The sequence below is a fragment of the Sinorhizobium sp. NG07B genome (assembly GCF_002532005.1).
GTDB classification, from domain to species: domain Bacteria; phylum Pseudomonadota; class Alphaproteobacteria; order Rhizobiales; family Rhizobiaceae; genus Sinorhizobium; species Sinorhizobium fredii_C.
In genome coordinates this window covers 1-14,276 of record NZ_NWTD01000011.1, presented here as the reverse complement: position 1 = coordinate 14,276, position 14,276 = coordinate 1, and the positions used below count along the sequence as shown (strand labels likewise).

11 protein-coding genes are annotated in these 14,276 nt (G+C 58.4%); 4 read left to right on the top strand and 7 right to left on the bottom strand.

What is annotated here, in order from left to right; translation table 11 throughout:
- The first annotated feature begins 286 nt into the window (after nucleotides 1–286).
- From repA to repC, 3 genes are all read left to right on the top strand, one after another.
- Nucleotides 287–1,498, top strand: a complete 1,212-nt coding sequence (gene repA / locus CO664_RS24820; RefSeq protein ID WP_097527209.1) for a plasmid partitioning protein RepA — start codon at nucleotides 287–289, stop codon at nucleotides 1,496–1,498.
- A gap of 100 nt (nucleotides 1,499–1,598) precedes the next feature.
- On the top strand, nucleotides 1,599–2,606 hold the full coding sequence (gene repB, locus CO664_RS24815; RefSeq protein ID WP_097527210.1) for a plasmid partitioning protein RepB: 1,008 nt from the start codon (nucleotides 1,599–1,601) through the stop codon (nucleotides 2,604–2,606).
- Between the two features lie 169 nt (nucleotides 2,607–2,775).
- Nucleotides 2,776–3,987: a plasmid replication protein RepC gene (repC, locus tag CO664_RS24810; RefSeq protein ID WP_097527211.1), complete on the top strand. Its 1,212-nt coding sequence runs from the start codon at nucleotides 2,776–2,778 to the stop codon at nucleotides 3,985–3,987.
- A gap of 450 nt (nucleotides 3,988–4,437) precedes the next feature.
- Here repC and CO664_RS24800 read toward each other — a convergent pair whose 3' ends face one another.
- The 4 genes from CO664_RS24800 to CO664_RS24785 are packed head-to-tail and all read right to left on the bottom strand — an operon-like array spanning nucleotide 4,438 to nucleotide 6,502.
- Nucleotides 4,438–5,580 carry a site-specific integrase gene (locus CO664_RS24800; protein ID WP_097527213.1) on the bottom strand — a complete coding sequence of 381 codons (1,143 nt, stop codon included), beginning with the start codon at nucleotides 5,578–5,580 and terminating at the stop codon, nucleotides 4,438–4,440.
- On the bottom strand, nucleotides 5,577–5,777 hold the full coding sequence (locus CO664_RS24795; protein WP_337441763.1) for a prevent-host-death family protein: 201 nt from the start codon (nucleotides 5,775–5,777) through the stop codon (nucleotides 5,577–5,579). The genes CO664_RS24800 and CO664_RS24795 overlap by 4 nt, the downstream gene beginning before the upstream one ends.
- Nucleotides 5,778–5,837: 60 nt before the next feature.
- Nucleotides 5,838–6,215: a type II toxin-antitoxin system VapC family toxin gene (locus tag CO664_RS24790; protein ID WP_097527215.1), complete on the bottom strand. Its 378-nt coding sequence runs from the start codon at nucleotides 6,213–6,215 to the stop codon at nucleotides 5,838–5,840.
- Nucleotides 6,212–6,502 carry a type II toxin-antitoxin system prevent-host-death family antitoxin gene (locus CO664_RS24785; RefSeq protein ID WP_097527216.1) on the bottom strand — a complete coding sequence of 97 codons (291 nt, stop codon included), beginning with the start codon at nucleotides 6,500–6,502 and terminating at the stop codon, nucleotides 6,212–6,214. The genes CO664_RS24790 and CO664_RS24785 overlap by 4 nt, the downstream gene beginning before the upstream one ends.
- A gap of 179 nt (nucleotides 6,503–6,681) precedes the next feature.
- Here CO664_RS24785 and CO664_RS24780 point away from each other — a divergent pair, with 179 nt between their 5' ends.
- Entirely contained in the window at nucleotides 6,682–7,839 is a 1,158-nt protein-coding gene (locus tag CO664_RS24780; protein WP_097527217.1) for an RHE_PE00001 family protein, read from the top strand.
- Nucleotides 7,840–7,885: 46 nt separating this feature from the next.
- On the opposite strand, the gene CO664_RS24775 is transcribed toward CO664_RS24780, so the two are convergent.
- From CO664_RS24775 to CO664_RS24765, 3 genes are read right to left on the bottom strand one after another with little or no spacing between them, the layout of a single operon-like run.
- Nucleotides 7,886–11,029: a helicase-related protein gene (locus CO664_RS24775; RefSeq protein WP_097527218.1), complete on the bottom strand. Its 3,144-nt coding sequence runs from the start codon at nucleotides 11,027–11,029 to the stop codon at nucleotides 7,886–7,888.
- The gene (locus CO664_RS24770; RefSeq protein WP_097527219.1) at nucleotides 11,026–12,888 is read right to left on the bottom strand and encodes a phospholipase D family protein; all 1,863 of its coding nucleotides are present in this window, start codon (nucleotides 12,886–12,888) and stop codon (nucleotides 11,026–11,028) included. Before CO664_RS24770 ends, CO664_RS24775 begins: the two co-directional genes overlap by 4 nt.
- The gene (locus tag CO664_RS24765; protein ID WP_097527220.1) at nucleotides 12,878–14,044 is read right to left on the bottom strand and encodes a DUF6361 family protein; all 1,167 of its coding nucleotides are present in this window, start codon (nucleotides 14,042–14,044) and stop codon (nucleotides 12,878–12,880) included. The genes CO664_RS24770 and CO664_RS24765 overlap by 11 nt, the downstream gene beginning before the upstream one ends.
- Nucleotides 14,045–14,276: the final 232 nt, after the last annotated feature.

The following is a 14,276-nucleotide window of genomic DNA, read 5'->3' as shown; positions in this document are numbered from 1 at the left end:
TCATCCTCAAGGGGGATGAAACGGCTTGAATTCCGAGTGGCGTAGACAGTGCCACCTTGTAGGATTCACAGTAGAACGCATCGTGATCAGAGTTTTCGTCCAACGCGCCAAAGATCTGAATTTGCAGGAGAAAGCCGGCGAGTGACCGTAATGCGTTGCGAAGGGAAGTAGTCTCGTTAAGGTTTTGTTAACCCTATTTCTCTTGCGAGACTCGCAGAATCGTGCGTTATCATGAGACGGAAATAGCGCGTCTTACGCCAAGAAACCGTCTGAAACTGGGGCCAAAGTGAACGTGATTGACAGACAAATCAATCTAGCATCGACTTCCGCGCACATCACACAGCGCGCGGAAGCACTGTCTGCCAGGTTGCGGGCTGTAGGGGAACGAGCCTTTCCTCCCATGGCTCAAAAATCCCTACGTTCCTTTACCTCCGGTGAGGTCGCCGATATCGTTGGTGTTTCGGATGGCTATTTGCGACAGCTATCCCTCGATGGCCTGGGCCCGTCGCCAGATCTTGGAAACGCCGGGCGGCGATCCTACACGTTGGAACAGATCAACGAGCTTCGCCAATATCTAGCCGGAGCAAGACCGAAAGAGGCGAGCAGATTTTGGCCGCGCCGGCGCGATGGTGAAAAGCTTCAGATTATAAGCGTCGCCAATTTTAAGGGCGGTTCTGCCAAGACAACGACCGCGGTTTATTTAGCGCAAGGGCTTGCTTTGCAAGGCTATCGCGTTCTTGCGATCGACCTTGATCCCCAGGCGTCGCTTTCTGCAATGTTCGGTTACCAGCCGGAATTCGACGTTGCCGAAAACACCACGCTCTACGGTGCGATCCGTTACGACGACCAACGAGTGACCATGAAGGAGGTCGTTCGGCCGACATATTTTACCGGGATCAGCATCGTTCCAGGAAATCTCGAGCTGATGGAGTTCGAGCACCAGACCCCGAGGCACATGCTCCAGAACCGCGGACGTCCGGAAGATCTCTTCTTTAGACGAGTCGCCGGGGCAATTGATCAGGTCGAGCGGGATTTCGACGTCGTCATCATAGACTGCCCTCCCCAGCTCGGTTTCTTGACTATGGGCGCTCTCAACGCAGCCACCGGCATGATTGTGACGGTCCATCCGCAGATGGTGGATGTCGCCTCCATGAGTCAGTTCCTTCTGATGACGTCAGATCTGGTAGCCGTCATCGAAGAAGCGGGCGGACGACTCGATTACGATTTTCTCCGGTTCCTCATCACCAGGCACGACCCGCGCGATGTCCCGGAGCAAGAGATCGTTGCGTTGCTACGCGACGTTTTCGGGACAGATGTGATGAACGCATCGGCCTGGAAGTCCACTGCAATTGCCAACGCGGGTCTCACTAAGCAGTCGCTTTTTGAGCTCTCGCGCGGCGCAGTTGGGCGTTCGACTTATGACCGGGCAATGGAATCCATTAACGCAGTGAATCTGGAGGCCATCGAACTCGTCAACGGAGTCTGGGGCAGGCAATGATGGGGTCTGTCAAGAGAAATCAACATCTTAGCTTGTTGTCTGCAGACAACAAGCGGCCGACCGCAGGTCCCGACGTTGAACCGATGGATAGGAGCAGGCTATGAGCAAGCGCACCCAATCGATCCGATCTCTCTTTGCCGCAGGGAATGATGAGGTCCAGTCGAGCGAAACCCGTGTGCCTGTTCAGCGCGTAGCATCGGGAGCAGTCCGATCGTTGAAGGATACTTTTTCGGAAGTCGAGCGCGACTACGAGGAGCTCAAGCAGCGCATCGCGGAAGGCGCCCTCCCCCTCGACCTGGATCCGCTCTCCGTCGACCCGTCGCCATTCGCCGATCGCTTCTGGGATCAGGATGTGGCGGCAATCGAGGCGCTCAAGGCATCAATTAAAGAACATGGACAAGAGATGCCGATCCTTGTCCGCCAGCACCCCACTGAACCATCTCGATATCAGGTTGCCTATGGGCATCGCCGGCTGCGTGTTGCGACAGAGCTTGGTATTTCGGTCAAGGCATATGTTCGTAACCTGGACGACGACCGACTTGTCGTAGCACAAGGGATCGAGAACTCCGCGCGCGAGGATCTTAGCTTTATCGAGCGCGCGACGTTTGCGAACAAACTTGAAGCGGCCGGATTTCAACGCCCCTTGATCCAATCTGCATTATCGGTGGATAGGGCAGAAGTTTCAAAGCTCATCGCAGTGGCTCAGGCAATACCAGAGTGGATTGTCACGGCGATCGGACGCGCACCGAAGATCGGCCGCGGGCGGTGGCAGGAGCTCGCAGACCTCCTGAAGGTCTCCCGGTCTGAATCGAAGGCGCGCAAAGCAACCGAAGAGAAGTCATTCGGCCACAAGGATTCGGATGATCGCTTTACGGCTGTGGTTCGCGCCCTGAAAAAGGCGGACAAAAGCGAGTCGGTGCCACGTGTTACTCCCGCGGTCGCAAGGTCTACCGCTGGCGCAGAAATCGCGAAGCTTTCGGTCTCGGCGAAGCATTGCAAGATTCAAATCAGCAGGGATCGTGATGAGGCATTCGCCGTCTTCGTGATGGAGCAGCTTCCTGGTCTCTATGAGAGCTTTAAGAAAGTTAATCCATCGTCTGAAGGATAATTGAGGAAGGAAGTAGCAAAAGAAAAAGGCCCCCGAACGACGCCGTCGTGGAAGCCTCTCTCATTGGTCTAAGCAGCCTGAGAATCGCATTTCCATGAATCGCAGTCAAGAGTCTTTGGCGCCGTTTCGGTGAGCGGATTTCTTTTGCCTATTGGATAGGTGAAGGAAAATGCAGAGTGGACATGTGACGGCGCCTTTCGGGCGGCGACCGATGACGCTTGCCTTGGTGAGGAGACAGATTGCTGTCACTGAAATCAAGGCTGAAAAGTCGGTCGAGAAATGGAAAGTGTTTCGAGACGTATCCGAGGCACGCGAGCCCTTGGGGCTCCAGGACAGAAGCCTTGCGGTGCTTGACGCATTGTTGAGCTTCTTTCCCGAGAATGAACTTCGGCAAGGCTCGTCGTTGATCGTCTTTCCGTCAAACGCCCAACTAACGCTTCGGGCCCATGGAATCGCTGGAGCTACTTTGCGCCGGCACATAGCGCTTCTGGTAGAGGCGGGGCTAATCATCCGCAAAGACAGCGCCAATGGAAAGCGTTACGCCCGTAAAGACCGGGCTGGGGAGATCGAAGCTGCGTTTGGCTTTGATCTTTCGCCCCTTCTAATGCGGTCAGAAGAGCTCGCCGGCCTGGCACAGCAGGTTGTGGCAGACCGTGCTGCGTTCCGCAGGGCCAAGGAGGATCTTACCATCTGCCGCCGGGATGTCCGAAAGATCATCACGGCGGCGATTGAGGAGGGCGTTTGGGGTGACTGGGAAGCCATCGAGGAAATGTATGTGGCCTGCGTCGGACGCATTCCGCGGTCTCCGACAATGGTGGATCTCGAGTCGATCCTTGAGGAACTCGTCCTGCTTCGGGAGGAAATCGTCAACCGATTGGAACTGCAGAAGAATCACCAAGATATTAGCACCAATGATGCTCACAATGAGCGTCACAAACAGAATTCAAAAACCGAATCCATCTGTGAACTTGAACCTAGCTCTGGAAAAGAGCAGGGGGCACCACCGAGCCAGAACAACGAACGACGGAGCGAGGAGCTGAAAACTTTCCCGTTGGGATTGGTACTTCGAGCGTGCCCGGAAATCGACGCATATGGGCCAGGCGGCTCAATTAGTACCTGGCGGGAGCTGATGACCGCGGCCGTCGTGGTGCGATCAATGCTTGGGGTCAGTCCCTCCGCTTACCAGGATGCTTGCGACACGATGGGACCCGAAAACGCGGCTGCGACGATGGCGTGTATCCTCGAACGGGCAGGGCATATCAATTCGGCGGGTGGCTACCTTCGCGACCTGACATCCCGTGCGAAAAGGGGGGAATTTGCCTTGGGGTCGATGTTGATGGCCTCGCTACGCAGTCGTGGGGGGCAGGCGAGGAGTGCATGACCGAGCGAACGAACCTTGCTGACATGTCACCGCGACGAAGCCTTTCAAAAAGCCTTGTTGTCTGCAGACAACAGGCTAAGTGGCTGATTTCATAAGAGTGGATCGGGCGCCAAGCGAAAGGTGCTGCGTGACGTCCACGTATAATATCAAGGTGGAACCTGATCGATCGCATTGTTTCGCGGCGGGGAGTTATCTTGCCATTATCCACGGCCAGGCCGCTTCAAGAAATACCAAGTATCGCTCGAGGAGATCGCAAAGGAGACGGGCCTGAAGTTCGACCAGTTGCTTTTGAAAGCCGACACGATGAGGGGGCTCGCAGGAACGGGACTGGCCAACGTGCGAGATATGAAAGGCCTTTAGAGGGTATGGGGACGTTCGTTCTCGCAGCCATCGTTGATGTTGACTCGGCAATGGCGTTAATCTGGGCCGATCGGCGGATTTCCGAGTAAGCTAGATAAGACGAGCAGCGCGGCCGCTTCGGCGGTCCGCGTTGTTGTAGTAGCTCGATGCCTGCTGGACCGACCGATGCCTTGACTGTTCCATGGCTTCGGGGAGGGAGACTCCGCGATTGGCGGCCTCCGTCAGATATCCGGATCGCAGTCCGTGGGCGGAAAATTCCGCCGGGTCCAGCCCAGCCAGTTCCGCCCGTTGCTTGACGATATCGTTGACCGCCTTCGGATCGAGCGCCCGCTTGGAAACATTGCCCCAGCGATCGATCGCCCGAAACACACTGCCGCCGTCGATCTTCGCGGCCGCGAGCCAGGCGGTCAACGCTTCCACGGGCCGGCCGGTGAGATAGACGACCTCATCCTGGCCTGCGCCGGAATTCTTGGTGCGCCCGAGATGGATGGACAGCGAGGGCAGGGGGACTTCATCCTCGCCCTTTACCGGCGCCTCCGTCGTCAGTTGCGCCTTGCGCAGGCCAGCGACTTCACTGCGCCGGCGACCGCCCGACGCGAAGGCGACCATCAGGATAGCCCGATCCCGAATGTCGCGCAGACTTTCCGAGCCGCAGGTCGTCAGCAGTTTGGCCAGCACATCGCCGGTCACCGCCTTGGCGCTCTTGCGGCGGCGTGGCCGCGGCACGGCGCGCACCGCGAGTCGGATGGCCGACCTGAGGGCAGGGGAGGCGAAAGCGCCATCGAGACCGCGCCACTTGGTCAGTGTCGACCAGTTGGCTAGCCGTCGCCGTACGGTGTCCGGGGCGTGCGGTCCGGTCGACCGGAGAAAGCCGCCGTCCCGCAAGGCCCGGTCGACATCATCCGGCATGCCGTGATCGGGATCACCCTCCCGCTTCGCCGGATCCCATAGATGATGGGCGACGAATTTCAGCAGCAGCGCCTCCGGCGCCGGCCAGGGGAGGGGGCTGCCGACGGCCGCCAGCGACCAGGCTTCGAGATAGGCGAGGTCGGAGGTCAGTGCCCGCAACGTATTCTCGCCCATGCCCGCATTGACCAGATGGCGGAGCGTTTCGACATCCTGGTCGGTCAGCAGTTCGGCTAGTTTATTGCGCCGTCCGATCGGCAGCACCGCGGCGATCGTGTCGAGTCCCTCGGCGCGTTTTTCGATCGAAGGTGACGACGGCTTGCTCATTTTGGCAGTCCGGTCTCGTCATAGAATTCGTCGTGGTTTGAGGTCTGGTCACAGATCGTCGGGCGACCCGCGGCTGCCAGCGCCAGAAAGTCATCGATCGTGCCGTGGCCCGCTCTTGGAATTGCCACGATGACGGCAAAGGGATTCCCGTCCCGACAGATGACAACCTCATCATCGCGCAGGGCAAGGTCGATCAATTCGTCAAGTCGCTCCGCTGCCTCGGCAATTTCGACGCAAATCTTCACCGCTGTTGCCCTTTACCAGATCCGTTCATGCAACACCGCGTCGAAGGCGCTGTCGAGCGACACAAAGGTGCAATGTTCGAGCCGCACCTGCGCAGCAAGAATACGGTCCCACGGATCGCGATGGTCCCAGTCGAAGCTGGCCGCCAGTTCGGCATGCAGATCACTGATCGCCAGCGTCTGTAAACCGCTGGCTGTGACGGCGGCCCGCAATTCCTGCGGCTTCAGGTCGAGCTTCTTGAGGCGCATCTTGTTGTCGAGTTCATAGAAGGAGACGGCGCTGACCAGGATGGTGTTGGCCTTGTCTTCGATCAGCGACCGAGCCTTCAAGGAAAGCCGGTCGCTGCCGATTGTCCACCAGTAGACGGCGTGGCTGTCGAGCAGAATTTTCACGAGCGGCTGTCTTTATCCGAAGGCTTGCCCTGCCAGACGCCGACGTCGTCATTCCAATCGCCGGCATCGATGGCGGCCTGTTCGGTATCGACCGCGCCGAACAGGTCGTCGGGCAGGCCACGCTGGCGCAGCAGGCCGAACGGGCGCTTGCCGCCGTCGGCCGGGCCAATGCGGGCATACACTTCGTTGCCGCGCATGATGACGATTTCCTCGCCGTGGTTGGCGCGTTCGAGCACCTCGGCGAAATTTTTCCGGGCTTCGCTGATCTTGTAGCTGGTCTGCGGCATCGAACCCTCCGATATTGGCTCACGACCAGCTTATATCATGGCTTCCGAGTGCGTACAACAAGCATGTACGTAACACTTCCGATAAGCATGACTTATCGAAGGTGAGACCTCCAACCGGAAATCATACCATGTGAGGAACCCTAATATTCAGATAGAGTTCCTGTAAGAAATCATTTACCATGATTTCAATGGCTTACGATCTCGCGAAAATCAGTATGAGTGCCTTGATGCGGCCGGCTTTTGACGCCGGTATCGCCCTCACGCGTCTTGACGAACGCATCGCCCGCTCGCCGGTCGGTTCGGGCTTCCTCGAACGGCAAAATTTCGCCGAGGCCTGCGCCTCGCTGTGGATCGACGGCGAACTTGTCCATCTCGAAGACCTCGTCCTTCACGACGCCACGCGCGACGTTCGCACGCCCACCCACGAATTGACAATCGCCCGCGACGTTCTGCGCACCCGCCGGCGCATTGCTGGTCATTCGCCCGAATGGGCCTTATCGCCCGACGGCGTTCGCACCCTGCGACAGACTTCGGAGATCACAGCCGCCAGCACTGACGCGGCGGAGGCGGCTATCACCACCCCGCGCGCGGTCCCGGTGGATCCGGAAGGGGAAGGGTACGATGACGACGCGGAAAATCTGCCCGGCGTCGACTATGCCGCCATTGATGCGGTGCTGGCACGATCGGAGGCAGCCATCGAGAACGCGAAACGTCCCGGCCGAGCCGACGGCAACCGCGCAGCGGATAGCCGTGCGGAAAAAGATCCGATGATCTACGATCTCGACTGGGACGAGGATGCCCGGCTCGACGAATGGCGCGGCGTGTTGCGCCAGGCCGAAAACCTGCCGGCGGTGCTGCGGGCGATCATTGCTCTCGATGCCTGGAATGAGCTTGCCGTCCTTCAGCACGCGCCATGGCTCGGCCGGCTGTTGGCCGCGTCAATCCTTCGGGACTGCGGCATCACCACAGGCGCCCATCTCGCCGCCATCAATCTCGGTCTGAAAACCATTCCTGTCGATCGGCGCCGGCACCGCGACCGCGAGACAAGACTGCTCGCCATCGCTCACGGATTGATCGCGGCGGCCGAGATCGGAATGAAGGAGCATGACCGGCTGACATTGGCGAAGACGATGTTCGAGCGAAAACTGGAGGGGCGGCGGACGTCTTCGAAATTGCCGGAGCTGGTCGAACTGGTAATGGCCAAGCCATTGGTGTCGGCCGGGACGGTGGCAAAGACGCTGGAGGTGACGCCGCAGGCGGCGCGGCGGATCGTTTTGGAGCTCGGCCTGCGCGAGATGACGGGGAGGGGGAGGTTTCGGGCGTGGGGAGTGGTCTAATGGGAGCACCCATCGGACTGCACAAATAAAGAAAATGATGTGCCTTTCAATGGTGCAATTCGACGGGTGAAATAGGTCTGCCATAAGGCGAGCGTTCGCTTTTCGGCTGTGGTTTGAGCGATATTTGCAGGTAGGACAGCTCCGCTATCACGTCGTTTCCGAACGCGGAAAACAGGTTGATCAACTCATCTTGGCGGGGCTGACCGAACGCCAATCGATAGGTCGCCAGAGACTTCTTCAAATTCTCGTAGCGCTCGACCTCTCTACTAAACGGGGGGAGGAGCACAACGCGCTCAATTTTTTCGTCGCCGGGATATACCCAGAACGGCACGATATCGCCGGCGCGACCCTGTGCGATCTCTTGCTGCCGGGCGGCCTCGAACATGTTCTCCCAAGGGGCGACACGACCATCCTCGCTCAGTGCGAACTCGCCGAACTTGAAAGCAATGTTGCGACGGACAGCATGATTCTTAAAGCGATGGACTCTGCCTTCGCGCTGTTCAATGTCGACGGGATTACGCGGCAGGTTCCAGTGAATGATCCGCGCACAATAACTATGGAAATCCAGGCCTTCTTGACCAATCGAAGTTGTCGCCAGTACGAACGGGCGGAAAGGAGATTTGAAGGCGGCTTGGACGAGCGTCGTGCGGCGGACACCTTTTTCATCCTCCGCTTTTGTCGCAAATCGCATCGCAAAACGCGCTCGCACCTCGAATGTCTTGTCGTGCAAGCGTGAGCGCCCGGCAGTCCAGTGATCGAGCGTTATCTGAGCCGGCCGCAATGCAACAACTTCGACGACCTTGGTAGCAACCAGTCCCGCGCGTCTATCCGCTTGCAGTTCGCCGCCGCGCTCAGCGTCGAGGACCAGTTGGAGATATTCATCCAAGACTGCGGACAAATCGTGCGCGGCGGCATGCGTAATGACCTGGCGCCAATAGTTCAGGGGCGATGTCTCTGCCAACAACGCCCGGCTTTCCGGCTGGTTATACAAAGTCCGGAAGCCGAGAGCGATCGCGACTGCCGCTCCGACGAGAGCAGGATCGTCTAATGGGAGCTCCGGACATAGGCGACCAAGTGCTCGAAGGGCACAAGTTGCTGGCGATCCAAGGGCAAAGTCTGCGAGTTTGTCGTAGACATCTCGGGCATCTTGATCGTCGGAATGCTCTTCGGCTTCGAGCGCGTTCGTGAGCACATCAATGGCGCGCGCCATTGCCCCATGTTCCTCGTGGCCTTCGTGCTCGATGGCGCCCACCCTACTCCAGTCCACGCGTCTACCTAGCTCATTTTCCAGGTTGAGCGGGAGGAGTCGATCGGATCTTCCGGACAGACGCAATAGTTGCTCTTTGTCGATGTGCTCGGTGAGCACTCCAACCGCCTGGCGGCGCAGCTCCTTATAGCTTGCCGCACGTCCAAACCGGCGCTCCATTGCCAAGGGGTCTATCCATGCCGCCAGTGTGGGGGAGGGGCAGAGCATTGGCATCATCTCCTCAATGCCAATTGGGCGGCTGGTGCGGCTAACCAGATCGCTCGTCATGCCCATGCGACGGCTTGCTTCATGCGAGAGAAGTGCAGCGATCGCGTCCGGCACCATCGACCAGTCTGAAAATATGAGCGACTTCGTTGCCGGGACCTGCTCTCCATATGTTGGTCGAGAAGGTGGAAGCCACAACGCGCGATCAAGTCCGTGCTGGAACGCTGTGTCGGCCACCGCGCGCATTCTCGCGTTCCTCAGCGGAATCTCAGCATAGTCCTCGACCTGCTCCTTGCTGATCAGGAACGGAGCAGCAGCCTTGATTGCGCTGCGCAGTTCGCTGGAGGGCTGCAGTTTCAGCGTCTGTAGTTTCTGGCGAAGCTTGTATTCACGCATGAAATTGAGCAGGTATGGCGACGACTTCCAATACTCGACGATGCCCGGCGCGCTGACAATGGCCGCGACCTGGGCAATAGCCTTCGCCTCCTTGAGGTCCTCCGTCTCAATCGTCAGCTCTGGCTTGCTTTCCTTGACCAGAGCGTTGCGGTCGTCGGTGGAATCCACGCGCTCGGTCCGGGCGATGACCTCGCCCAGGATGTGCTGGACCCGGTCACGCTGGACGCGGACGTGAGCTCTTGTCTCGGGCATTGCCTGCAACGCACGACGGAACCCCTTGAGCTCTATTTCGAGTTCCCTAATCCGAGCGTCACCATCTTCTTCCCCGAACAGGAAGCGCATGGTGCGCAAGAAGTCACCGTAGTGATCGCCCTCTTCCGGATCGTCGCTATTCAATGTCAGCATGCGGTATGGCGTAGCTGATAGTAGCAACAGGCGCGCTTTCGAGCCGTCGGCGCCGGAGTAGGAAAAGAGAGCACGCGCGAGTTCCGCCGCGGCTGCCTTTTCGGGCGCCGACTGCTCATCGTGCTCGTGCAGCAAGTCGGCAAATCGCTGAAATTCATCGAGGATGATCAAATCCGGGCTCAGCGCATCCACACAGATCCGTGCCAGGATACGGCGCAATTCGCCAATCATGCTAGCCGGTCGCTGGTCGACCGGATAGTTTGGATTTATTTTGCTCCTCGCCAACTCCGCGGCGGCACGAATTCGCTCTATGAATTCGTCTCCGACAGCAGCGTTGAAATTCTCGGAAATCTCTTCGGAGATTTTCTGGCCGCGCATCCAGTCGGTCCAGCCGGGCCAGTTTTCGGCATCGACACCTCCACGGAAAACCCGCTGTATGCCCCTATGTCGGATGCCGAGTCGCTTCCTCAGCATCTCGTAGATGAGAGCCCGTTCCTTTGCGGTGCCCAGCGATGACTTGAGATCGAGTGCCGTTCCCGGGGTAAGACTGATGAGATTTATAGGTCTGGAGGCAATCCCGCCATCCTGCTCGATTTCGAGCGGAAGCAAGGTGAGGCGGGTGTTCAACGGCTTTGTCGCCGAGCCGATGACGTTGAGCGACTTGATGTTCTGTTCGGCAATCGTCTGGTTTGAGCAAATGTAAACGACGTCGATACGATCAACCTTGCCATTCAGGTCTTCAATCGCCTTCGCAATGACGCCCCGTGCCACCATGGTCTTGCCAAGACCGACCTCATCGGCAACGAGGAACTGCCTCGTCGGCCGGGGGTCGGTGAAAAGACGTCGAAATACATAGTCGACCGTGGCGCGCTGAAAGGGCTTGAGCAGCTTCAGATGCTCTTCTGCTTGATAGGTCATTTTCGGGTGGCCTTGTTCGTCACGAGCGGCGCAAAGCTGGCCCACAACTTCAAAAAATCTTCGGGGACGATGCTCTTGCCCGTGTCGGGGTCCTTCAGGTGTTCAATGAGCTGATGGATCTCGGCAAGCTCGTCGCCAGCGAGCGCGAGAGCCCGTACCATTGGTTCCAGGAGCGCGTTTCCACCTTGACCAAGTCGTCGAAGCCATTGTCCTTCACCGGCCTTTTCGCTCTCCAGAAAAGTGCCTTCACCCAAACTTCCGAGAAGCATGCTCAGATAGCGGAAGAAGTTCTCGACATTGGCTATATGGGCCCGCAGGACGGCAGCGTCCCGGCCCTCGGGCAAGCCAAGGAGCCGGGCACCCAAGGTAAAGGCAATCTCTACGCCGGTTTCCGCGTCCCGGAGCCGCAACCCCAGCCAACGGGTGACATCGCTCAACGGAACAGTGCTGATAGCCATCCTCGAAGCCCTGCCAGAGAGCAGGGGTGCTGCATCGTAGCCCTGTTCATTCGCAACCGTGATCGGCCGAATGAAACATCTCACGCCCACTGGAATTTCGATCGGAGCCGTTTTGCCGGCAATAGCCAGTTCGAGGCCAATGCCTTCAGTCAATTGCGTGCAGTGGAGATCGAACGGCTGTGCTGCGATCTTGGTGCGCAATTTTTCCAGGACCTTTTCAGCAGCTGCAGCAGCATCCTGCTCGATCGGCGCCGACGGCACATAGGGCGTCAAAAGGCGCTGAAATCCATCCGAAAACAATGTGTCTGCAATTGAACCCATGCGGCTTTTGGGACCATCGAGGGTCGCCATAACTTCGACGTTCTGCGTGCGGCCGCCGCGGGCAGCCACCAGGGCGGCAGTTGTTGCGTTGGCAGAGCCAAGATGAATGTGCAGACGCGAGCCGCGCTCGACTATATACGCCTTGGCATGCAGGCCTTCAAGATCGGCGGCACCTGGGTCGTCACGATCTTCTTCCTCATAACGCGTCGCCCGGTCATCGAGGGTCTGTATCTCGAAATGCTTGCGAATGTCAGGCTTGATGCAGTCGAGTTCCTCAGCACGAGCGACGAGCTGACAGGCCGAGGGTTGGTCGTAGCCTTGGGCAAGGCGCGCAAGCGCGTCACCGCTGACGAAAGGCGACAGGATGGCAAGGCGGTCACCTTTTTGCGGGGACCATACGCTTGAATCCAGACCATTGACTGCGAAGCTGACTTTGGTCGCCCCTGCAGGGAGATCGTCCCAGCTGCAGCGCTCGAGGTCACGCAATAGCGACGGAAGAAATTTTGGCGCCGCCGGACGAGTGACCGAATTTGCAAGGCCCGGAAGGGCACGCAGAAGCTGCACAATCGGCTCGTTAGTAGGGTTGATGTGTTCTTGGACCCTACCGTCGAGGCAAAGAGCCAAATCCCAGCACCTGTCATTCGTGAGGTTTCGGGAAAGAATCGCAAGCCGCATGCGCGTAGGCTGACCCTCGCGCTCGGGTTTGAAACGGATGCACCAAAGCTTGGGATGGAAGGCACCGCCGCCAGGAGCGGCAACCTCGATGATCGTCTTTTCGTACAGTGCCATCAGACGCGCCGCATTCGGCCGCGCCTCCTTGATGCGACCTCTGTCGCAGTAGATGGCCATGCTGCCGGCCATTCGCTCGACGCTTTGCAGCAGGGCCAGCGGGCTTCGCAACATCTCGTCGCGGTTCTCGGCATCTCGAAAAACGATAGTGATCGGAATGGTGAGGGCCGTTTCGAAGTCAAGCGAGTAGGTCGTCGCCACGGCGTTGTCGAACCGGTATTGATCGGGCGCCCGCATAAGCGCCGTATAGAGCTGGCGATTTTCAGGGTGAAAAGCGGGTTCAGCCGGCATCGGCGAGTTCTCCAAGGTAGTTTCTGGAGATGCCCCATCTGAAATCGAGACGCGCGTCACCCGAGGCGCCCGACCATCTTTCCAGTGGCGCATCGTGTAGAAGCCGCGCCTTTAGCCGCTTGAGGTCACGTTCGCGATGTTTCAGAAGCTCGATAGCAGAGCTGTCCGTTTCCAGATGCTTTGCGCCGCTCCGCGCTATGGATGCCCAGCCCCGGATAAAGTCGCGGGACGCTTTCGTCAAACTGTGGCTTGTCGTCCCAATCAGGCTAAAGAGATCGTCCAGGTCCCAACTGTCCAGGTCCAGGAATTCGAGCTTCGTCCTCCAGTCGTCGAGACGCGAGCGGTAATGCTCCATCAGCGCTGAAGCATCTGCGTGTTTCTTTGCGTTTGGTCGTTCAGCGGCACGCAGCGCTAACAAGAGATTGTAAAGCAAGCTTGCGCCATACATCACGCCGGAGAACCTCTCGGCGTGTCGCAGTAGCGAGCGATTGAACTTTGAAATGGTACTCTCGCCCACCTGCCATGGCCAATCCTGGCTGAAAGGCTTTCCCGTCCGCGCCAGCTCATTCAACAGGCTCGGCTTTGCGTTACTGGCAATGCGATCGCGCAAAAAGTCCGCTTCCTTCAGCGTCAGCGCGAACGTGGCTTGCTCAAACAGATCTTCGGGCGCCTTCGGCAGGCTCGATGACCAAAGCTTCAGGTCGTGATCCTTGAGACTTTCCGGACCATAGGACAGGAAGGTCGCCTGCGAACCCATCATAGTACGGATGCCAAGGGTGTTAAGGCCTGCCCAGTACACGCTTGAGGCAAGCCGCTTGAGGTCGCGGCCCGCATCACGACCAATCACACCGGTCGTCTCATTGCCGCGAAGCAGCGCTTCGCTCAGCCGGAATTCCAGATCGCGAGCAATGTTTGTCCGTTCTGCTTGCGTCGCCTTGCGGCTTTGCGCCTCGCAATAGGTCCAAGGAATGAACAGCATGTAGCGCAGCCGAGTCTGGATCGTGCTGGTCCCGGGAAAAAGAAGATCGGCAAGGCCATCGCGCACTGTTCCCAAACCTAGCTCGTCGCGAGCTTCTGGTTGTTTGAAAAGATCGATGAGCGTTTGAGCGCGTCGTCGTTCCTCGGGGTCGAAATCAATCCAAGCAAGATAGGACATGCAGTTCCGTCCAGGTTAGCGAGTTAAACCCGCGGCTCGCTCGTGCCGCGGTGGTGGTTACCACTACGAAATGAGCCGATAGGCATTCTGCAGGAGATCTGCTCTCGTCGTCAGGATGGCGGCGAAGGCACCTTTGCGGAGTTGACGGCGACTGCCGTCGCACTCGTCATCAGGACGATCAGGCCGAGCTCTGCGCCTGTCATTTCGAGATATGCGCGAACCTGACCCCTGT

Coding starts and splice junctions, on each gene's coding strand:
- repB (WP_097527210.1), top strand. CDS start 1,599: ATGAGCAAGCGCACCCAATCGATCCGATCTCTCTTTGCCGCAGGGAAT.
- CO664_RS24800 (WP_097527213.1), bottom strand. CDS start 5,580: ATGAGCAAGCCGTCGTCACCTTCGATCGAAAAACGCGCCGAGGGACTC.
- CO664_RS24775 (WP_097527218.1), bottom strand. CDS start 11,029: ATGACCTATCAAGCAGAAGAGCATCTGAAGCTGCTCAAGCCCTTTCAG.
- CO664_RS24765 (WP_097527220.1), bottom strand. CDS start 14,044: ATGTCCTATCTTGCTTGGATTGATTTCGACCCCGAGGAACGACGACGC.
- repC (WP_097527211.1), top strand. CDS start 2,776: ATGCAGAGTGGACATGTGACGGCGCCTTTCGGGCGGCGACCGATGACG.
- CO664_RS24780 (WP_097527217.1), top strand. CDS start 6,682: ATGATTTCAATGGCTTACGATCTCGCGAAAATCAGTATGAGTGCCTTG.
- CO664_RS24785 (WP_097527216.1), bottom strand. CDS start 6,502: ATGCCGCAGACCAGCTACAAGATCAGCGAAGCCCGGAAAAATTTCGCC.
- CO664_RS24770 (WP_097527219.1), bottom strand. CDS start 12,888: ATGCCGGCTGAACCCGCTTTTCACCCTGAAAATCGCCAGCTCTATACG.